Below are 19,631 nucleotides of genomic sequence, written 5' to 3'. Positions count from 1 at the left end.
TACTTATATCTCCTAGCTATCCGATACCACAACAGTGATGTGGCTTGTACGCTTAAGGATGCGGTCTGCGCGTCCTTTAGCACGTGGCATAATACGTTTCATTGTAGGACCTTCGTCTACAAATACTTTAGCCACTTTAAGCTCATCAATGTCAGCACCTTCGTTGTGCTCCGCGTTCGCGATAGCAGACTCAAGTACTTTCTTAACTAATACAGCCGCTTTCTTCGGGCTGTACGCCAGGATTTCTAGCGCGCGATCAACCGGAAGTCCACGGATCTGATCTGCCACTAGACGTGCTTTCTGCGCCGAACCAGAGGCGAATTTGTGTTTAGCTAATGCTTCCATCATACCCTCCGATTAACGCTTCTTAGCTTTCTTATCCGCAGCGTGACCGCGGTAAGTACGTGTAGGTGCAAATTCACCCAGTTTGTGACCGATCATTTCGTCTGTGATGAACACAGGAACGTGCTGACGACCATTATGGACAGCGATGGTCAATCCGATCATGTTAGGTATGATCATTGAACGACGGCTCCAAGTTTTAATTGGCTTCTTGTCACCGCTTTCCAACGCTTTCTCTACCTTCTTCAGCAAGTGTAGGTCAATAAATGGACCTTTCTTGAGAGAACGTGGCATGGCAATTCCTCAACTATTATTTAGTACGACGACGTACGATAAACTTATCAGTACGCTTGTTCTTACGAGTCTTGTAACCTTTAGTAGGTACGCCCCATGGAGATACAGGGTGACGACCACCAGAAGTACGACCTTCACCACCACCGTGTGGGTGGTCAATCGGGTTCATGGCAACACCACGAACTGTAGGACGGATACCACGCCAACGATTTGCACCAGCTTTACCTAGTGAACGTAGCATGTGTTCTGCGTTACCTACTTCGCCAAGAGTCGCACGACAATCAGACTCAACCTTACGAACTTCGCCAGAGCGAAGACGTAGTGTTACGTATTGACCTTCACGAGCAAGGATCTGTACGTAAGCACCAGCAGAACGTGCAATTTGTGCACCTTTGCCAGGTTTAAGTTCAACGTTGTGTACAGTAGAACCTACAGGGATATTACGCATAGGTAGTGTGTTACCAACCTTGATTGGTGCATCAACACCAGATTGGATTGCATCACCTGCTTTAAGACCCTTAGGTGCAATAATGTAACGACGCTCACCGTCTGCATATAATACAAGAGCGATGTTTGCGCTACGGTTTGGATCGTACTCTAGACGCTCAACTTTAGCTGGAATGCCATCTTTTGTGCGTGTAAAGTCGATTACACGGTAGTGCTGCTTATGACCACCACCGATGTGACGAACCGTGATACGACCGTTGTTGTTACGACCACCTGATTTAGAGTTTTTCTCTAATAGCGGAGCGTAAGGCTTACCCTTGTGTAGATCAGGGTTAACCACTTTAACGACGTGACGACGACCCGCAGAAGTTGGTTTACACTTTTGAAGTGCCATAATTCTAACTCCCCTTATTACTCGGCGCCGCCGACAAAGTCTAGCTCGCTACCTTCTTTAAGAGTAACGTATGCTTTTTTCCAATCGCTACGACGGCCAAAACGCATACCAGTACGCTTTGTCTTACCCTTAACATTTAGAGTGCGAACACCAGTTACTTCTACTTCGAAAAGCTTTTCAATAGCAGCTTTGATTTCTGCTTTGTTTGCATCTTTAGCTACTTTGAAAACGATAGTGTTGTTTTCTTCAGCAGATACAGTGCTCTTCTCAGAGATGTGTGGAGCAAGGATTACTTTTAAAAGACGTTCTTCACGGATCATGCTAGCGCCTCCTCAAGTTGCTTAACAGCAGCAGCAGTAATCAGAACCTTATCGAAAGCGATTAGGCTTACTGGGTCGATGCCAGCTACGTCACGCGTGTCAACCTTGTACAGGTTACGTGCAGAAAGGAATAGATTCTCATCTACTTCTTCAGTCACGATTAGTACGTCTTTAAGCTCAAGTTCTTTAAGCTTAGCTACTAGTTCTTTAGTCTTTGGTGCTTCTAGACCAAAGTTTTCAACAACTACTAGACGATCTTGACGAACAAGCTCAGAAAGAATGCTCTTGATCGCACCGCGATACATTTTACGGTTAACTTTTTGGCTGTGATCTTGCGGCTTAGCTGCAAAGCTCACACCACCGCTGCGCCAGATTGGGCTGCGGATTGTACCAGCACGTGCACGGCCAGTACCTTTTTGGCGGAATGGTTTCTTACCACCACCGCGTACTTCAGAACGTGTCAGTTGAGCTTTAGTACCTTGACGAGCACCTGCTGCATAAGCAACAACTACTTGGTGTACTAATGCTTCGTTAAACTCACGTCCAAAAGTAGCTTCGGAAACTTCAAGCGCGCCAGCGCCTTTAATTGCTAATTCCATCACTAAATCTCCAGGACTTATGCTTTAACAGCTGGTTTAACGATAACGTCACCGCCGATAGCGCCAGGTACTGCACCTTTAACTAAAAGCAAGTTACGCTCTGCGTCAACACGTACTAGTTCAAGGTTCTGTGTCGTTGAACGAACATTACCCATTTGACCGGCCATTTTCTTACCTTTGAAAACTTTACCAGGAGACTGGTTTTGACCGATTGAACCAGGAGCACGGTGAGATAGAGAGTTACCGTGAGTTGCGTCTTGCATGCTGAAGTTCCAGCGCTTAACACCACCTTGGAAACCTTTACCTTTTGAAGTACCAGTAACGTCTACTTTTTTCACTTCTGTGAAAAGTTCAACAGTTAGCTCTGAACCTACTTCAAATTCACCTTCACCGCCGTTAAGACGGAATTCCCACAGGCCGCGACCCGCTTCAACGCCAGCTTTAGCGAAGTGACCCGCTGCTGGTTTGTTTACACGGCTTGCTTTTTTCTCGCCTGCAGTAACTTGAAGCGCGTTATAACCGTCAGTTGCGTCAGATTTGATCTGCGTAACACGGTTAGGAGTCGCTTCGATAACTGTCACAGGGATAGATACACCATCTTCAGTGAAGATACGTGTCATACCCACTTTACGACCGACTAGACCTAATGCCATTTTCCTAAAACCTCTCTAATCTTCCGATTAACCCAGGCTGATTTGAACATCAACACCAGCAGCAAGGTCTAGGCGCATTAGAGCGTCTACAGTCTTGTCAGTTGGTTCTACGATGTCGATCAGACGTTTGTGGGTGCGGATTTCATACTGATCACGCGCGTCTTTGTTTACGTGCGGAGAGATCAATACTGTGAAACGTTCTTTGCGCGTAGGTAGTGGGATTGGACCACGAACCTGTGCACCAGTGCGCTTCGCTGTTTCCACGATTTCCGCCGTTGATTGGTCAATCAAACGGTGGTCAAAAGCTTTTAGGCGAATACGAATGCGTTGATTTGACATTCTTAAACCTCAAAATAAAAAGAGCATTTAAAAAGAGCATAAAAAAACGACCGAGACTAACTCAATTATTCCTGAGAAGTCGGTTGTTAATTTATTTCTACCGTTGAACTCACAATTGGAGTTCCTGTTCATAGGGCCTGAAATCCAGACCTTTCATTTACTTTCCTAGACACTATGGTCAAGAAAGTCTGCATATTATAGTGATATTGGTGATAAATGCAACAACTAATACAAAGTAATTTTATCGCTCGGATCCGTAGGCGCTGTCGCGCAGATAAAGCGCATTGAACATACACAATATTTCACTCACAAAAAGCACTTAGAGCAAAATTCACTCTACTCAAGCATTTGCTTCTGTTAATCTTCCATAGATATATTGCGGCAGGAAAACATGGATGACACCTTTGAAAATGGTCAGTCCAGTTAAATCTTGGTATTCTATGGTTAATGATAATTGTTCGGTATTCCCATGCAGATTTTTTCTTATTTGCTAACAACCATCGCTCGCTGTAGCAACTGGCTTTTTGTTAAAAGTAAAGTATTGCCAGAGCATCCCATTGAGGATTACGAGCTAGATCCCAGCATTCCCACATTTTATGTAGCGAGACTCGACTCGGTATCAGACATGGTCGCGCTAGACGTTATGTGTAAAAAGCTTGGTTTACCAAGGCCGTCTCAAAAAGCGCGAATTGGCAATAAAGAGCTCAATCGTTTTGTTGGGATCCAGACTCCGCCAAGTGTCTTTGGTAATAGTCATAAACCAAGTGATGCGCTTGAACATAGCAAAGCGATTTTTGAAGCCTTAAAAGATAACGACAATACCGATGCGCAAGTTATTCCAGTCACTATATTGTGGGGTCGTAATCCAGGTAAAGAAAAGCCTGGTGTGGGAACCTTATTATCCAACTCATTAACACCGAGCTGGCTACGCAAATGCTTTGTGATCTTGTTTTCAGGCAGGGATAACTTTGTTCGATTTTCCCGCCCGATTGAACTCAACCAATTGTTAAACGATAAAGCAGACGTTGAGGAGCTGCCACATAAGCTGCTGCGCGTTGCACGCGTGCACTTCCGTCGTCAAAAGTTGGCTGCTACCGGCCCCAAATTACCATCACGTGAGCAGCTATTTAATTCTATCTTAGCGTCGCAAAGCATTAAAAAGGCCATTGCAGAAGAAGCAAAGGCAAAAGGTCTAAGTCAGGAAGAAGCGAGATTACAAGCACTTAGATTATTAGACGAAATAGCCGCAAACTATTCAGACGCCATGGTGCGCGTAGCTGACAGGGCCCTCACTTGGCTGTGGAACAAGCTTTATAATGGTATTGAAGTTAATAACTCAGACAAAGTACAAGCACTTGCGGACAAAGGACACGAGATCATTTACGTGCCATGTCATCGTAGCCATATGGATTACTTGCTTCTAACTTATGTGATTTACCATCAGGGTTTAGTACCACCGCATATCGCAGCTGGCGTTAATCTCAACTTTTTCCCTGCGGGCCCGATTTTCCGTCGTAGTGGTGCCTTCTTTATTCGCCGCTCTTTTTCGGGCAACAAACTCTATTCCGCGGTATTCAAGGAATATTTAAGTCAGTTATTTATCAAAGGGTATTCCGTTAAGTTTTATACCGAAGGCGGCCGCAGTCGTACAGGTCGTCTACTACCACCAAAAACGGGGATGCTGGCAATGACACTGCAATCTATGCTTCGCGGCATTGATAGACCTATATCATTAGTGCCCGTTTATCTCGGCTACGAACATGTTATGGAGATCAACACCTACCTCAAAGAGCTGGCTGGCAACAGTAAGAAAAATGAGTCTATCTTTGGTATTTTTAAGGCGATTAAGAACCTTAAAAACTATGGTAGAGGGTATTTAAATTTTGGCGATCCGATATCAGTCAACCAATTTTTAAATGAACATCAACCAGATTGGCGTGATTCTATCCACCCCACCGAAACTCAAAAGCCAGCTTGGCTGAACAAGCAAGTTGCCGATCTCGCTGATGTCATCATGACTGAGATAAATAACTCAGCAGCACTGAACTCAGTTAATTTGCTTGCGACAATTTTGCTGAGTAACGAGCAATTTGCATTGCCTAAATCACAACTGCTACAACAGCTCGATTTGTATCTTGGACTACACAGACATGCACCTTATCACGACAATGCGACGGTGCCAGATTCGAGTCCTGAGGGCCTACTCGATCATGCGCTTAAGCTTGATAAGTTCGATATTATTGAAGACAGTTTTGGCAGCATCATTAGTGTTAAGGAAAAAGAACGCGCTCTGCTTAATTATTACCGTAACAATATTCTGCACCTGTTTGCCGTACCAAGCTTAATCGCTCAGCAGCTCTTCAATCGCTACAGCTTGACAGTTGATGAGTGCCGCAAAGAGGTAGCGCTGTTGTATCCCTTGTTTGCAAAAGAGTGGTTCTTAACAGACCTTAAGACAGGATATATAGAGTCCATTTTTGAATACTTTGCGGCTAAGGATCTGATTACCTTTGATGGTCACCTTGCCTCAGTTAACAAAGATGGTAGCGCATTGGCACAATTAGAAATGCTAGGTAAAGTGATCCACTTAACGCTTGAACGCTATGCAATCACGATTAACCTCGTTAAGCGTCATCAAGGATTAAGTCGTAGCGAGCTTGAAAAAGAAAGTGCACTTCTTGCCGACCGACTAGGAACTTTACACGGTATCAAAAGCCCAGAGTTTTTTGATAAAAAAGTGCTCAGTGCGTTTGTTACTAGTCTAAAAGAGCAAGGCTTTATAGAACAAGATGAAGCCGTGGGCATTCGCGGCACAGAATCACTACATACTTTAGAGCAGTACTTAAAAACCCTGCTACCTGCTCGAATACATCAGTCTATTCAGCATATCGTCTAATATCATAAGGCCCCAATTTAGGGGCCTACTTTATGGTGCATAGCAAAGCTTAAGTTAGACGATTATCTACTACTTGCTTTATAACAACAGCAATAACACATAGTGCCGCCGCTATATCTACAGAGATCATTTGATGCGGCCAAACTAAAGCGATACCTAAAAGCGCTAGCACCATCCTAATTGGCTTATTGAGCTTCGCCTCTGCATAACCGTATATCGCTGCTACCAAAGCGTACATCCCTATAAGCGCGGTGAAAAAAACCTGCATGATCTCAAAGTTACTCCCTCCAATAAACGGCGTATAAGCAAACAGTAAAGGAACGATGTATAATGCTTTGGCCGTTTTCCATGCTTCTATACCTGTTGCCATCGGCGGTGTTTTGGCAATTCCCGCAGCGGTAAAAGCGACCAAACATACTGGCGGTGTCACATTGCTATCTTGCGATAACCAAAAAATAATCATATGGGCAGAGAGTAACATCATGGCTAAATGCGTGGTATCAAATTGGCTACTGCGAATAATATCAATAGCCTCTGGCGGCAAGCTTGCCAAAATAGTAAACACTTGAGCCGTGGTAATATTTGGCTGGTTGTATATCTCACCTAGTGCTGGCGCCATCATACTCATCATCATCGTCGCAGTGTCATTGAGTTGACCATTTACTATGATCTCTACCAGTGCAGACTGGCTGATCAAGCCATACAAAGCCGGTGCAGAAAGCGTTGCCAACACAATATATGATGCCGTCACGGGCAGTCCCATACCGATAATTAACGAGGCCAGTGCAATCAATACCAACAACAGTATCAAGCTTGCTCCCGCCCATTCATTTATCATTAGAGAAAAAGTAACCCCTAATGAGCTGATCGAAATACAATTAACCAGCATGCCAATGGCCACCAATAATATTGCTGTCTTGGCGCTGTTTTCAGTTGCATTTGCAAGCGCAGCCAAAATCTTTGACCACCTCATCGGCGCAGGTGAAAACAAAGAAAACAGACACACACTGAGCGTCGCAATGCTGACTGCATAAGTTGGCGTAAAGCCATAAATCATCAATGTTACGAGCAACACGATAGGTAATAAATGATGCCAACCGGACTTCAGCTCTTGCCAAGCACTCAATTGCCCTGACTCTAATGCTGGCTGGATATTCAAACGTGTAGCTTGAATACGTACAAAGATGGCGATAGATGCGAAATAAAGCAGTGCGGGAACAAAGGCCGCCGCAATTATCGTAAGATAAGGAATTTGAGTATAGGAGGCCATCACAAATACACCAGCCCCCATAATCGGCGGGATCAGCTGACCTCCCGTCGATGCTCCCGCTTCAACTGCTGCCGCAAACTTTGCAGGAAAGCCAGCTTTCTTCATTAATGGAATGCTGATCACCCCAGTCGCCGCTGTATTCGCGATAGCAGAGCCCGATACGGAGCCCATCATACCCGAGCTCACGACAGCAACAAGCCCTTGTCCGCCAACCATGCGACCAACAAGCGCATTGGCAAAGCGAATGATAAAATCCCCAGTTCCTGCTTGGACTAGAAATGCGCCAAACAAGATAAACATAAAAACAAACGTCCAAGAAATTTTAGCAATAGGTCCAAACAAGCCGTCATCAAAGTAATTGCGAAACAAAATAGTTTCTGCACTTAAACCAGCGAAATGAAACACGCCATCAATATACTGTCCCAAAAACAGTACATAACTCATCGCCAGTAGGATCATCATCGGGATAAACCAGCCCATACAGCGCCGGACCAACTCAAGCGCGAGGAGTACAGCGGTGGAAGATGCTATCCAGTCAGCCGCAGCAAATTCATAATTACGCGCAGCCAGCGCATCACTGTACAGAACAAGATAGCCACAGCTCACGATTAAACCGATAAACAGCCCGATATCAATAACGCTAGAAAGCACTGCTAATTTGCCAACTCTAAGTGGCAAGGTGAGCAAGATAATGCTACCAAATAGCATGAAGTGAATGGCTGAAATATAGTTATCCGGCCAAGTGGCGACCAAATTAAAATAGAGGTGCAACAGACTCGTGAGTATCGCTAAATAAAAAGCGATCCGCTCACGAGCTGCTGTTGGTGCTACTAATGTGCTTTGCTCATTGCTACTATTACTCATTGATAGATACTATCCCGTTTTACTTAGTTGACGGCGCTACTGCAGATGAGCAGGTACGGCAATACCTATTTCTTTATAATACTTCAGCGCACCGGGATGTAGTTTTGCAGGCAGTCCCATGAGTGCCTTTTCTATCGCCATGGCTTTAGTCGCTTTATGGATGGTTTGAAGAAAGACTAAATTTTCATAAATTGCCTTGGTGAGCAGATATACATCTTCCTCACTCATGTCTTTATGTGCAGCAAGAAAGTTTGGCTGGGCAATCGTTTTGATTGCGTTAGTTTGGCCGGGGTAAGTGTTAGCTGGGATCTCGAAGCGTGACCATAGCTCTACCTCAGTGTTGACTTTATTTAGCTGCTCATCAGTAAAATCCAGCACCGCGATACCATTGGCATCGGCTGCATAAGCACTTGTAATAGCGCTGACAGGTACTCCTGCTGGAATATTCATTCCCGCAATCTGACCATTTTGTAGGGCGCTAGAAGAGCCCGCGTAACCTTTATGCACCAAAGTGAATTTGTCACTATCAACGCCCAGTGCAGCCATGATGTGCTTCCCAGAACCTTCCGTTCCAGAGTTACGCTTACCAATGCCAAACCCTTGTGAATATAGGTTTTTCAAATCTGAGACGTTGCCCGTTTTGGCATACTTCTTAGCAATGACAAAGTGCTCTACGTTTTGCCACAGCATAGTCACAGAACGCAGATAATCTTGTTTGCCAACGGATGCCATTGCCCCCGTCCCCTGTGTCGCCCACGCACCGTAAAGACCCTGTAGAATAGCCAGTTCAGCTTCTTTATTACGCATGAGTTTGAGGTTATCACCAGAACCAGCAGAGGTAATGGCCGACACGCTCATACCGTGCTGCGGCGTGACTTTTAGCTTAGTTAGTGTCGCAATCGCGACGCCTACTGGGTAAAAAGTGCCACCAGATGAGGCTGTTGCCAAAATATAGGATCTGTCTTTATCTACATTAGCAAAGCTTGCAAAAGTACATAGTGACATTGTGATACTGAGCACAGCAGAAATTGTACGAGCCGAAAGACCTAACATCTTTACACTCCCTAATTTTAGGTTTTATATGGGCTTATTGTGCACACCTTTACGCAATTAACCAAATTTTTACGTGACTGGTGGCAGGATATCAGCATATAGAATAGGGAGATTAAATGGTGAGAATATGGATTTTAAGCTATCGAAAGCAAATATAAGAACATTATCGAGTTGTTCGTTATAAACATCACAATGACAGAAATGATGCTTTTATAGGAGAATGACCCTGTTCGCAGGTCGCGATATAAAATCGCTGCTACGAGGCATTAAAAAGTCTGTATTTCTTATTTGAGAACGACCCTTTCATTGATCGCGATATAAAATCGCTGCTACGAGGTATTAAGAAATCTGTATTTCTTATTTGAGAATGACCCTTTTCACAGGTCGCGATATAAAATCGCTGCTACGAGGCATTAAAAAGTCTGTACGCCTTATTGGAGGATGACCCTTTCATTGATCGCGATATAAAATCGCATCTACAAGGCATTAAAAAAGGCCGTACTCTTTATCAGAGCACGACCTTTTTTGCTGGTCGCGATATAAAATCGCTGCTACGAAGATTACTCTTCGATTGTTGCTACAACACCAGCGCCTACTGTACGGCCACCTTCACGGATAGCGAAACGTAGACCTTCGTCCATCGCGATTGGTACGATTAGCTCAACAGTCATCTTGATGTTGTCGCCTGGCATTACCATTTCTACGCCGTCTGGTAGCTGGATGTCACCAGTTACGTCTGTTGTACGGAAGTAGAACTGTGGACGGTAACCTTTGAAGAAAGGAGTGTGACGACCACCTTCATCTTTCGAAAGTACGTATACTTCTGAAGTGAATTTTGTGTGTGGCTTAATTGAACCAGGCTTACATAGTACTTGACCACGTTCAACTTCATCACGCTTAGTACCACGTAGTAGTGCACCGATGTTCTCACCCGCACGACCTTCGTCTAGAAGCTTACGGAACATCTCAACACCCGTACAAGTTGTCTTCGTAGTTTCTTTAATACCTACGATTTCTACTTCGTCGTTCACGTTGATGATACCAGCTTCTACACGGCCTGTTACTACTGTACCACGACCCTGGATTGAGAATACGTCTTCGATAGGCATGATGAATGGCTTATCGATGTCACGCTCTGGCTCTGGGATGTAAGAATCTAGTGCTTCTGCAAGCTCAACGATTTTGTCTTCCCACTCTTTCTCGCCTTCTAACGCTTTAAGCGCAGAACCTTGGATTAGAGGTAGGTCATCACCTGGGAAGTCGTACTCAGAAAGTAGTTCACGAACTTCCATCTCTACTAGCTCTAGTAGCTCTTCGTCGTCAACCATGTCACATTTGTTCATGAATACGATGATGTAAGGTACACCAACCTGACGAGAAAGTAGGATGTGCTCACGTGTTTGAGGCATAGGACCGTCAGTAGCAGCAACTACTAGGATCGCGCCGTCCATCTGTGCAGCACCAGTGATCATGTTTTTAACATAGTCAGCGTGTCCTGGACAGTCTACGTGTGCATAGTGACGAGTTGGTGTGTCATACTCAACGTGTGAAGTTGAGATTGTGATACCACGCTCACGCTCTTCTGGAGCGTTATCGATTGATGCGAAGTCTTTTGCTTCACCACCGTATACTTTTGCAAGTACGTTAGTGATTGCTGCAGTTAGAGTTGTTTTACCGTGGTCAACGTGGCCGATTGTACCTACGTTTACGTGCGGTTTTACGCGTTCAAACTTTTCTTTTGCCATGACGAAACCTATAAGTTTTGTGTATCTAGATTACATATAAAAATAATCCACGACGAGTGTGGATTAGAATTATTCAGTCTATTATAAATATTTTTTCGACAATTCAAAGGAAGTATTTGAGAAGATTCTTCGGAGACTGGTGCTGATAGGCAGATTTGAACTGCCGACCTCACCCTTACCAAGGGTGCGCTCTACCAACTGAGCTATATCAGCACGCCAGACGAACTGGAGCGGGCAGCGGGAATCGAACCCGCATCATCAGCTTGGAAGGCTGAGGTAATAGCCATTATACGATGCCCGCTTTAGGAACCTGTTCTTAACTACCTCTAACCGTCAAGAATAAAGTGGTGGAGGGAGCTGGATTCGAACCAGCGAAGGCTGAGCCGTCAGATTTACAGTCTGATCCCTTTGGCCGCTCGGGAACCCCTCCACGTAAAATTCTTTCCTAAAGCATCCTATACAAGATAGGGTAAAAAGATGGTGCCGACTATCCGAGTCGAACGGATGACCTACTGATTACAAGTCAGTTGCTCTACCAACTGAGCTAAGTCGGCACTGCTTTAGTACGGGGCGAGATATTAGAGCAACCATTGACTTGATGCAACAGGAATATGCAAAAAAATTTAAATTTATTGTTCAAACGCTCAGTTTTAAGCCAATCCCATGACATTTTTACAGTTATTGTGGGTTTTTCCACCAAACTGACAACCCTTTGAATACCAAAAGGTCATCAAAAACCGCTGACGCCATATGATTTTTTATTAACTCGCCATATCCACCTGCACACAATACCAACGCAGACTCATTATTAAGTTGCTGTTTTGCACTATGTACGAGCCCAAGTGTTGCGGCTAACGCACCATTTTTCACCGCCTCTGGTGTATTTTTAGCAAATTCTGCGGCAAAAGGCGTGTTCTCATCACAAAATACCCGCTCTGCACGCGCGGTAATACTGGAAATCATGAGATCGATACCTGGTAAAATCCACCCTCCCATGTGTATCCCATGTGCAGTCACTACATCAACCGTGGTCGCAGTGCCAGAATCAATTACGATAATATCTTGTGTTGGATATAGAGCATGCGCGGCGAGTACCGCAAGCCACCTATCAATTCCCAAATTTTTAAAACTAGGATAGGCGCAAGTTACCCCAGCTCGCCTTGCCGATACTTGTGCTTGCTCTAGCACAAGACCAAACTCAGAGGCACGACTTTCCACCCACTGTAATCCCGCCACCTTACCAACCTGAGAGCAGACAATTGCGGTTAGCTTTTGCCATTCAATATCACTTTCTTTTACAGGACTAATACGGCCTTCATGCTCAAGCGCATATTTAACTGCAGTATTACCGACGTCAATTAGCAGTTTCACGATGTCACCTTTCTTAACGAAATTTCACCGCCATAAAAAGCTTTAAGCTCACCATCTTGCCTAAGCAATAAGCCGCCTTGCATATCTATGCCTTCACAGATCCCACGCCATTCTCTTTGTCCAGTACTCAAGGTCACCGCGTCACCTTTAAAGGCATTTAGACTATTCCATTCGGTCACCATTTCGCTTAGTCCAGACTCTTTATACTGGGCAAGACGCTCAGACAAGGAGTGAGTGAGCTGCACCACTAACTGATTTTTATCAATTTGGCCTAAGTGCGTTTGCAGATCTGTCCAAGCTTGGTCGATGTGCTTAGAGGCAGATTCTGGCATACATATATTTAGCCCAATCCCAATCACGAGATGGCAAGGCCCTTCCACCTGCCCTTCTAGCTCAACTAAAATCCCCGCCAGTTTTTGCTGGTTGAGATATATATCGTTTGGCCATTTTAATTCAACGGAAATACCATAAAGGACCTTTAACGCATCATATACTGCAAGTCCTACAGCAATAGATAAGCCCATCGCGGCTTGCATGCCAGCGTCAAACTGCCAGTAATAACTGTAATAAAGGTTAGCACCAAAGGGCGATTGCCATACCCGACCTCTGCGCCCTCTGCCAGCTTGCTGCATTTCTGCCACCAAGACATGGCCTGAGCCCATATTCTGTTTGTCCTGCAAACGACGCATTAGCTCGCTATTCGTTGAGTCTATAATTGCGTGATATTCGATTGGACACTCACTTTGAAACTGCTGTTGCCATAGAGTATTCAACTTACTTTGATGAATAAGCGGTAAGCTATAATTGAGTTTATAGCCGCGGCCATTGACTCGAAAAATATCCACGCCCATCTCTTGCAACGCCGCAATATGCTTTGCAATAGCCGCGCGACTAATACCTAATTGCTCACCCAACTCCTGCCCTGAGACAAACTTTCCTTTGTTCAAGGCCGCTAAAATCGTTTGCTTTTTATGATCAGGCTTTTTCATGATATTCCACACTTTGCAACTGACATTCACCATGCTTTGTTATAAGGCGCACTTCATGCTCGAGTAACACAGCAAATTTTTGCCAAACGGTTTGTTGAATATGGCTCACTAACTGTTTTAAATCTTCACCGGTGCTGCCACCGCTATGAACAAGTACTAGTGCTTGTTTCTCATACACACGAATGGCTCCACGGTGGCAGCCTTTTAGACCCGCTTTGTCAATTAACCAACCAGCCGCAAGTTTTACATGGTCATTGTCCACATTAAACGCTGGCATCTCTGGAAATTGACTTTGCAACTTAGCTGCAAACGCCCTATCAACTACTGGGTTTTTAAAAAAGCTCCCGGCATTTGCAAGCGTCGCAGGATCGGGCAATTTACTGTTTCGAGTAACTATCACCGCTTCACAGATCTCTTGCGCGGTTGCTGTATCACTCAAGCTTTGTAGAGGGCCATAACTTAACGTTGGCTGCCAACGTTTAGGCAATGTCAATGTCACTTCAGTAATAACAAACTTATCTTTTAGGCGGTGTTTAAAGACTGAATCTCGATAGCCAAATTCACACTCTGCATTTGTTAATGTCGTGAAGCGCCGCTCGGCGATATCAAACCCTCTAACGGCGGTGATAAATTGTGATACTTCAACGCCGTAGGCGCCGATATTTTGTACCGGTGCCGCACCAACGGTACCAGGGATCAATGCGAGGTTCTCTAACCCATCAATTCCGTTATCAAGCAGCTTTGTAACGAGCTGGTGCCAGTTTTCTCCAGCTGCGACTGTAACGACATAATCATCATCTTGTTGCTCGATATCGACACCTAAGGTCGCAAGCTTAATAACGGTTCCAGCATAGTTTTCCAGAAAAATGGTATTACTCCCTTCCCCAATTAAAAAGAAAGGACGACTGAAATCGAGCTCAACCAGCGCATGTGGATCTGTGATAACAATAAGGGACTCGCAACCCGACGGCAGCGAAAAAGTGTGATAAGACTGCAAACTAGTCACTGCAGCACCTTGCCAATATTAACTAAACTGGCGCTAGTGTAGCGCATTGCCCTGACTTACGCATTAACGTCATCTTACCCATCATTTTATGTAACCCATCGGCTAATACTGTTTAAATGGTTAGAAATTAGTTATGTTAGCCGTTCTAATTGGGAATATTCTTTTTATAAGAGCAGCATTATGATTAAACTTTCGGCACTTACGCTCAGCCTTGCCATGGCTGGCCTTGTCCACACTGCTGATGTAAACGCAGCCGTTGACCAACACACTTACGCCAATCTTAACGATGTTATTACCACACACTTGCATTTAGACCTAGACGTTGACTTTGAAGATAAGCAGCTCGAAGGTTTTGTTGAACACACGCTAGATTGGCAGAACCGCCAAGCAAGAACACTGGTACTAGATACGCGTGACCTCGAAATCGACAAAGTGATGTATCAAGGTAGAGATGATAAATGGCATACCGCCAAGTTTGATCTTGCCAAGCGCGATGATGTGAAAGGTGCTAAGTTAACTATTCACTTTAAAGAGCAAGCAAAAAAAGCACGTATTTATTACAACAGCTTGCCAGTAGCATCAGGTCTACAGTGGTTAACACCGCAGCAAACCGCAAGTAAATCTCACCCATTTATGTATAGCCAGTCTCAAGCTATTCATGCTCGTAGTTGGATCCCTGTGCAGGATACGCCAGCAATGCGTGTGACTTACTCTGCTCGCGTACATACGCCTAAAGATGTGCGTGCGGTAATGAGTGCGGACAATACCGGCGCATTGATCAAAGATGGCGATTATTGGTTTGATATGCCGCAAGCTATCCCACCGTACCTAATTGCAATTGGTGCAGGTAACCTTGAATATAAAGAGATGTCGCACCAAACTGCGATTTTTGCAGAACCGCAAATCCTCGATGCCTCTGTTGCAGAGTTTAACGATACACAAGCGATGATCGACAAAACCAATGCCATGTATGGTGAATACGCTTGGGGTAGATACGACCTGCTCATGTTGCCGCCTAGCTTCCCGTTTGGAGGTATGGAAAATCCACGCCTGTCATTTATCACGCCAACCGTAGTTGCCGGTGACAAAAGTTTAGTAAACCTAATCGCCCATGAGTTAGCGCACTCTTGGTCTGGCAACTTAGTGACCAACGCAACATGGGAAGATCTGTGGCTAAATGAGGGTTTCACCTCTTACGTTGAAAACCGTATTATGGAAGAAGTGTTTGGTCGTGACCGCGCGGTGATGGAGCAAGCACTTGACGCGGCTGGTCTACGTGCACAACTTAAAACTATCGCCGCTCCTGATACGCGCATGAATTTAGAGCTTAATGGCCGCGATCCTGACGATGCGTTTAGCTCTGTACCTTACACTAAAGGTCAATTATTCCTTATTTATCTAGAAGAAAAGTTTGGTCGTGACAAGTTCGACAAGTTTGTTAAAACCTACTTTAACACTTTCTCTTTTAAATCACTGACTACTGATGAATTCGTCGCGTACTTAGACAAAAACTTGCTACAGCAATATCCTGGTATCGTGAGCTTAGAAAAAGCCAAAGAGTGGATTTATGAGCCAGGCTTGCCAAGCGATGCACCGAACCCAACTTCTGATGCCTTTGAAAAAGTGGATGCGCTAACTCAAGCTTGGTTAAAAAACGAGAAAACACTTGCAGATTTACCGACCGACGCTTGGACAGTACATGAATGGCTGCACTTTATTAATAACTTACCAAGAGATCTCGCTATCGAGCGTATGGAAGCCTTGGACAAGGCATTTAAGCTGACGCAATCGACCAACGCTGAACGCGCATTTGCTTGGTATATGCTAGCAGTAGGTAACGGCTATCAAGCTATTTACCCAGACCTTGAAAAGCACCTGGTAAGTATTGGTCGTCGCAAGCTTATTGTGAATTTATACAAGTCACTCATTAAGCATGGTAAACGTGACTGGGCTTACCGTGTTTACCAACAAGCACGTCCGGGATACCACCCGCTTGCTCAAGGCACCATCGACGCTTTGTTTGAATAATACATTTCAAAAACAAAAAGAGCGCTTCTGTGAGCGCTCTTCTCCATTTTAAGTTTAAGTTCAAACTTAAATTACTTGTGATATTGACGGCTAAATTCGTGAACCGCGTTGATGAAAACACCTGCATTTTCAGGGTCAACATCAGGCGTAATACCATGGCCTAAGTTAAACACATGACCATTACCTTCGCCAAAGCCAGCTAATATATGCTGAACTTCTTCACGAATACGCTCATGGGTACCGTGTAGCATTGAAGGATCCATATTACCTTGTAGTGCAACTTTATCGCCTACACGACGTTTTGCATCGGCAATATCAATCGTCCAGTCAAGGCCAACTGCATCACATCCAGTGGCTGCAATCGCTTCAATCCATTGACCGCCGTTCTTCGTGAATAATGTCACAGGTACTTTACGACCGTCATTTTCACGAATAAGACCGTCTACAATTTTGTGCATATATTGTAGTGAAAACTCTTTGTAGTCACGTGGGCTTAACACCCCGCCCCAAGAGTCGAAGATCATTAGCGACTGAGCACCAGCTTTTACTTGCGCATTTAGGTAGTCAATAACCGAATCAGCCACTTTATCTAGCAGTAGGTGCAGTGTCTGCGGCTCCGCAAACGCCATCTTTTTAATCTTACCGAATGTTTTGCTGCTACCGCCTTCAATCATGTAAGTCGCTAGTGTCCATGGTGAGCCTGAGAAACCAATAAGTGGTACTTCACCTTTAAGCTCACGACGAATTGTGCTCACCGCATTCATTACATAACCAAGCTCATCGGTTGGATCCAATTTAGGTAGCTTTTTAACATCGTCTAACGATTGGATAGGACGCTCAAACTTTGGACCTTCACCGGTTTCAAAGTAAAGTCCAAGTCCCATTGCATCTGGAATAGTCAAAATATCGCTAAACAGAATCGCCGCATCTAGTGGATAACGACGAAGCGGCTGTAATGTCACTTCACATGCCAGCTCTGCATTTTTACAAAGGCTCATAAAGTCACCAGCTTGTGCTCTGGTGGCACGATACTCTGGTAGATAACGACCAGCTTGGCGCATCATCCATACTGGTGTGACGTCAACTGGTTGTTTTAATAGCGCTCGTAAATAACGATCGTTTTTTAATTCGCTCATAGCGTCTCTATTCCAATACTTAAATTCAATTGTGCGGATTGTATCACTAAGTGCACATGGGCACTATCTAAACTATCCTTGCCAGCGCCTCGTCATGATCTAGATTAAACCTCACTTTATTAGGAACAAATTCATAAGCTTGTGTAAAAGTTACCGAAACAAGCAATTAAACTGTTTGCAACACGATTAAAAGGTTGGTATAAAATTACCGCGTTAGAAAAATAACAACAAAACACCTTCAATTAGAAAAATAACAACATTACGCAACAAGCTAAACTGCTATTTTGAACCACCTTGAGTTTCTCTCGGTGGTTTTTTTATTTTTATCCTCCTGAATTTGTTAACATTCCCGATAATCAAACCAATAATCTTTTGATCTTTTTACGCTTTTACAGAAAAAATTGGTTGACCTTTTGCCCCGTTTCCCTTTCCATAGGGGTAGGTAACCCGCTTAAGGAGAATCACTATGCTTTCGCAGTTAGAACAAGCCCAACAGAAATGGGGAGGTAGCCATAGTGTTATTGATGCATGGTTAGCAGAGCGTCAGGAACTATTGGTTTTATATTATAAAGTTGCAGGATGCTCACCAACTCGAAATGGTAAAGCACTTCCTGAGCAAGTTGACATTCAGTCATTCTGCCAGATTTTGATGGACTACCTTTCAGCTGGTCATTTTGAAATTTATGACAACATTGTTGAGGCCTGCCAAGAAAAAGGCCCTGAAAGCGCAAAATTAGCTCAGTCACTGTACCCTCGGATCACAGATACGACTGATACCGCACTTGATTTCAACGACAAATACGCTGAAGTAAATCAAGAAACGCAAGAATTAGCAGACTTCGATAACGACTTGTCTGTATTAGGTGAAACGCTTGAGTTACGCTTCCAATTGGAAGACGAACTGATCGATAACCTTTATTCTAATCACACTGAATAGTCTAAATTTGCGGGCACCAAAATATAAAAAAAGGTGAGATAGCTATCTCACCTTTTTCTTTACGGACACTGCCAAATTATTCAGCAGCTTCTTCAGCTTCGTCTTCGATACCTAGCAGTTCAACTTCAAATACCAGTGTTGAGTTAGCTGGAATTTTACCAAGGTTACGAGTGCCGTATGCAAGCTCCGCAGGAATAGTAAACTTATACTTAGCGCCAGTGTTCATTAACTGTAGACCTTCAGTCCAACCTGCAATTACTTGATTTAGGTTGAAAGTAGCAGGTTCATTACGTGCGTAGGAACTATCGAACTCAGAACCATCTAGCAACGTACCTTTATAATGTACTGTCACCTTGTCTGTTGCGACTGGCTTTTTACCGTCGCCTTCGCTTAGCACTTCATATTGAAGACCTGACTCAGTCACCTGAACGCCTTCTTTCTTCGCGTTTTCAGCTAGGTACTTATCGCCTTCTTCTTTATTTTTCTTCGCGTCAGCTTCAACTTTAGCAGCTTGCTTTTCACGAACAGAAGAATCTAGTGAAGTGAGTACTTCACGGATTTTTGCTTCATCTAGCTTAGCTTCACCAGCCAATGCGTCTTTAAAACCACGCATTAATAACTCTTGATCAAGTTCAATGCCTAGCTCTTTTTTATCCGCTAAGTCTTTTTGCAAGAAGTTACCAACTGAAGCACCGATACCGTATGCTTGCTGTTGCACCTCTGTATCTAGCTTAACTTCAGCAGGCTTCTGCTCTTCTGCTTTTTTATTACACGCTACTAGTGCTAACACTGAAGCAGCAACGAGTGACAGTTTAATCGTCTGTTTCATTCTCAACTCTCCGACAGTCCCTACTATCAAAACACCAATGCTCGCGCAAGAGAGCTTGATATGCGGTGCCATTGTTAATTTTATATTAATAAGAAAAGGTGCTAGCCACATTAACATTC

General features: G+C 44.2%; 18 protein-coding genes and 4 tRNA genes. 3 read left to right on the top strand and 19 right to left on the bottom strand.

The window, feature by feature from the left end; genetic code table 11:
• Positions 1 to 12: 12 nt before the first annotated feature.
• From rplV to rpsJ, 7 genes are read right to left on the bottom strand one after another with little or no spacing between them, the layout of a single operon-like run.
• Complete coding sequence (rplV, locus tag PNC201_RS01070) at positions 13 to 345, bottom strand: 50S ribosomal protein L22 (RefSeq protein WP_010376375.1); 333 nt, start codon at positions 343 to 345, stop codon at positions 13 to 15.
• Between the two features lie 12 nt (positions 346 to 357).
• Complete coding sequence (gene rpsS / locus PNC201_RS01065) at positions 358 to 636, bottom strand: 30S ribosomal protein S19 (RefSeq protein ID WP_010376377.1); 279 nt, start codon at positions 634 to 636, stop codon at positions 358 to 360.
• Between the two features lie 16 nt (positions 637 to 652).
• The gene (gene rplB, locus PNC201_RS01060; RefSeq protein ID WP_010607737.1) at positions 653 to 1,477 is read right to left on the bottom strand and encodes a 50S ribosomal protein L2; all 825 of its coding nucleotides are present in this window, start codon (positions 1,475 to 1,477) and stop codon (positions 653 to 655) included.
• 17 nt (positions 1,478 to 1,494) lie between these two features.
• Complete coding sequence (gene rplW / locus PNC201_RS01055; protein WP_095728987.1) at positions 1,495 to 1,797, bottom strand: 50S ribosomal protein L23; 303 nt, start codon at positions 1,795 to 1,797, stop codon at positions 1,495 to 1,497.
• Positions 1,794 to 2,396, bottom strand: a complete 603-nt coding sequence (rplD, locus tag PNC201_RS01050) for a 50S ribosomal protein L4 (RefSeq protein WP_088529602.1) — start codon at positions 2,394 to 2,396, stop codon at positions 1,794 to 1,796. Before rplD ends, rplW begins: the two co-directional genes overlap by 4 nt.
• Positions 2,397 to 2,413: 17 nt before the next feature.
• Positions 2,414 to 3,049: a 50S ribosomal protein L3 gene (rplC, locus tag PNC201_RS01045; protein WP_010376387.1), complete on the bottom strand. Its 636-nt coding sequence runs from the start codon at positions 3,047 to 3,049 to the stop codon at positions 2,414 to 2,416.
• A 27-nt stretch (positions 3,050 to 3,076) separates the two neighbouring features.
• The gene (rpsJ, locus tag PNC201_RS01040) at positions 3,077 to 3,388 is read right to left on the bottom strand and encodes a 30S ribosomal protein S10 (protein WP_010376390.1); all 312 of its coding nucleotides are present in this window, start codon (positions 3,386 to 3,388) and stop codon (positions 3,077 to 3,079) included.
• A gap of 469 nt (positions 3,389 to 3,857) precedes the next feature.
• Here rpsJ and plsB point away from each other — a divergent pair, with 469 nt between their 5' ends.
• Positions 3,858 to 6,284: a glycerol-3-phosphate 1-O-acyltransferase PlsB gene (gene plsB, locus PNC201_RS01035; RefSeq protein ID WP_102055894.1), complete on the top strand. Its 2,427-nt coding sequence runs from the start codon at positions 3,858 to 3,860 to the stop codon at positions 6,282 to 6,284.
• A 49-nt stretch (positions 6,285 to 6,333) separates the two neighbouring features.
• Here plsB and PNC201_RS01030 read toward each other — a convergent pair whose 3' ends face one another.
• From PNC201_RS01030 to murB, 10 genes are all read right to left on the bottom strand, one after another.
• A complete protein-coding gene (locus tag PNC201_RS01030) occupies positions 6,334 to 8,418 on the bottom strand; it encodes a TRAP transporter permease (RefSeq protein ID WP_102055893.1) in 2,085 nt (694 codons plus the stop codon).
• Between the two features lie 36 nt (positions 8,419 to 8,454).
• Complete coding sequence (locus tag PNC201_RS01025; protein ID WP_102055892.1) at positions 8,455 to 9,471, bottom strand: TAXI family TRAP transporter solute-binding subunit; 1,017 nt, start codon at positions 9,469 to 9,471, stop codon at positions 8,455 to 8,457.
• A gap of 560 nt (positions 9,472 to 10,031) precedes the next feature.
• The gene (gene tuf, locus PNC201_RS01020; protein ID WP_102055891.1) at positions 10,032 to 11,216 is read right to left on the bottom strand and encodes an elongation factor Tu; all 1,185 of its coding nucleotides are present in this window, start codon (positions 11,214 to 11,216) and stop codon (positions 10,032 to 10,034) included.
• Between the two features lie 137 nt (positions 11,217 to 11,353).
• Positions 11,354 to 11,429, bottom strand: a tRNA-Thr gene (locus PNC201_RS01015).
• Positions 11,430 to 11,442: 13 nt separating this feature from the next.
• Positions 11,443 to 11,517: transfer RNA gene (locus PNC201_RS01010), tRNA-Gly, on the bottom strand.
• 44 nt (positions 11,518 to 11,561) lie between these two features.
• Positions 11,562 to 11,646 (bottom strand) — tRNA-Tyr (locus tag PNC201_RS01005).
• 48 nt (positions 11,647 to 11,694) lie between these two features.
• Positions 11,695 to 11,770, bottom strand: a tRNA-Thr gene (locus PNC201_RS01000).
• A gap of 124 nt (positions 11,771 to 11,894) precedes the next feature.
• Positions 11,895 to 12,587 carry a type III pantothenate kinase gene (locus PNC201_RS00995; RefSeq protein WP_102055890.1) on the bottom strand — a complete coding sequence of 231 codons (693 nt, stop codon included), beginning with the start codon at positions 12,585 to 12,587 and terminating at the stop codon, positions 11,895 to 11,897.
• Positions 12,584 to 13,576 carry a bifunctional biotin--[acetyl-CoA-carboxylase] ligase/biotin operon repressor BirA gene (gene birA, locus PNC201_RS00990; protein WP_102055889.1) on the bottom strand — a complete coding sequence of 331 codons (993 nt, stop codon included), beginning with the start codon at positions 13,574 to 13,576 and terminating at the stop codon, positions 12,584 to 12,586. The genes PNC201_RS00995 and birA overlap by 4 nt, the downstream gene beginning before the upstream one ends.
• A complete protein-coding gene (gene murB, locus PNC201_RS00985; protein ID WP_102055888.1) occupies positions 13,563 to 14,582 on the bottom strand; it encodes a UDP-N-acetylmuramate dehydrogenase in 1,020 nt (339 codons plus the stop codon). Before murB ends, birA begins: the two co-directional genes overlap by 14 nt.
• A 180-nt stretch (positions 14,583 to 14,762) precedes the next feature.
• Here murB and PNC201_RS00980 point away from each other — a divergent pair, with 180 nt between their 5' ends.
• Complete coding sequence (locus tag PNC201_RS00980) at positions 14,763 to 16,610, top strand: M1 family metallopeptidase (RefSeq protein ID WP_102055887.1); 1,848 nt, start codon at positions 14,763 to 14,765, stop codon at positions 16,608 to 16,610.
• A gap of 71 nt (positions 16,611 to 16,681) precedes the next feature.
• Here the strand turns inward: PNC201_RS00980 and hemE are convergent, their stop codons facing one another.
• Positions 16,682 to 17,746 carry a uroporphyrinogen decarboxylase gene (gene hemE, locus PNC201_RS00975; RefSeq protein WP_010374544.1) on the bottom strand — a complete coding sequence of 355 codons (1,065 nt, stop codon included), beginning with the start codon at positions 17,744 to 17,746 and terminating at the stop codon, positions 16,682 to 16,684.
• Positions 17,747 to 18,212: 466 nt separating this feature from the next.
• Between hemE and PNC201_RS00970 the strand changes: the two genes are divergently transcribed.
• A complete protein-coding gene (locus PNC201_RS00970; RefSeq protein ID WP_010607921.1) occupies positions 18,213 to 18,683 on the top strand; it encodes an Rsd/AlgQ family anti-sigma factor in 471 nt (156 codons plus the stop codon).
• 76 nt (positions 18,684 to 18,759) lie between these two features.
• Here the strand turns inward: PNC201_RS00970 and fkpA are convergent, their stop codons facing one another.
• Positions 18,760 to 19,512 carry an FKBP-type peptidyl-prolyl cis-trans isomerase gene (gene fkpA / locus PNC201_RS00965; RefSeq protein WP_026001096.1) on the bottom strand — a complete coding sequence of 251 codons (753 nt, stop codon included), beginning with the start codon at positions 19,510 to 19,512 and terminating at the stop codon, positions 18,760 to 18,762.
• Positions 19,513 to 19,631: the final 119 nt, after the last annotated feature.

This window comes from Pseudoalteromonas sp. NC201, assembly GCF_002850255.1.
Lineage (GTDB): Bacteria > Pseudomonadota > Gammaproteobacteria > Enterobacterales > Alteromonadaceae > Pseudoalteromonas.
This window is presented reverse-complemented; position numbering and strand designations above follow the sequence as displayed.

What these genes read in the sequence shown, in the direction of transcription:
- plsB (WP_102055894.1), top strand. Translation starts at nt 3,858, where the DNA reads ATGCAGATTTTTTCTTATTTGCTAACAACCATCGCTCGCTGTAGCAAC.
- PNC201_RS00980 (WP_102055887.1), top strand. Translation starts at nt 14,763, where the DNA reads ATGATTAAACTTTCGGCACTTACGCTCAGCCTTGCCATGGCTGGCCTT.
- PNC201_RS01030 (WP_102055893.1), bottom strand. Translation starts at nt 8,418, where the DNA reads ATGAGTAATAGTAGCAATGAGCAAAGCACATTAGTAGCACCAACAGCA.
- rpsS (WP_010376377.1), bottom strand. Translation starts at nt 636, where the DNA reads ATGCCACGTTCTCTCAAGAAAGGTCCATTTATTGACCTACACTTGCTG.
- rplB (WP_010607737.1), bottom strand. Translation starts at nt 1,477, where the DNA reads ATGGCACTTCAAAAGTGTAAACCAACTTCTGCGGGTCGTCGTCACGTC.
- rplC (WP_010376387.1), bottom strand. Translation starts at nt 3,049, where the DNA reads ATGGCATTAGGTCTAGTCGGTCGTAAAGTGGGTATGACACGTATCTTC.
- fkpA (WP_026001096.1), bottom strand. Translation starts at nt 19,512, where the DNA reads ATGAAACAGACGATTAAACTGTCACTCGTTGCTGCTTCAGTGTTAGCA.
- hemE (WP_010374544.1), bottom strand. Translation starts at nt 17,746, where the DNA reads ATGAGCGAATTAAAAAACGATCGTTATTTACGAGCGCTATTAAAACAA.
- rplD (WP_088529602.1), bottom strand. Translation starts at nt 2,396, where the DNA reads ATGGAATTAGCAATTAAAGGCGCTGGCGCGCTTGAAGTTTCCGAAGCT.
- PNC201_RS01025 (WP_102055892.1), bottom strand. Translation starts at nt 9,471, where the DNA reads ATGTTAGGTCTTTCGGCTCGTACAATTTCTGCTGTGCTCAGTATCACA.
- PNC201_RS00970 (WP_010607921.1), top strand. Translation starts at nt 18,213, where the DNA reads ATGCTTTCGCAGTTAGAACAAGCCCAACAGAAATGGGGAGGTAGCCAT.
- birA (WP_102055889.1), bottom strand. Translation starts at nt 13,576, where the DNA reads ATGAAAAAGCCTGATCATAAAAAGCAAACGATTTTAGCGGCCTTGAAC.
- rpsJ (WP_010376390.1), bottom strand. Translation starts at nt 3,388, where the DNA reads ATGTCAAATCAACGCATTCGTATTCGCCTAAAAGCTTTTGACCACCGT.
- rplV (WP_010376375.1), bottom strand. Translation starts at nt 345, where the DNA reads ATGGAAGCATTAGCTAAACACAAATTCGCCTCTGGTTCGGCGCAGAAA.
- rplW (WP_095728987.1), bottom strand. Translation starts at nt 1,797, where the DNA reads ATGATCCGTGAAGAACGTCTTTTAAAAGTAATCCTTGCTCCACACATC.
- tuf (WP_102055891.1), bottom strand. Translation starts at nt 11,216, where the DNA reads ATGGCAAAAGAAAAGTTTGAACGCGTAAAACCGCACGTAAACGTAGGT.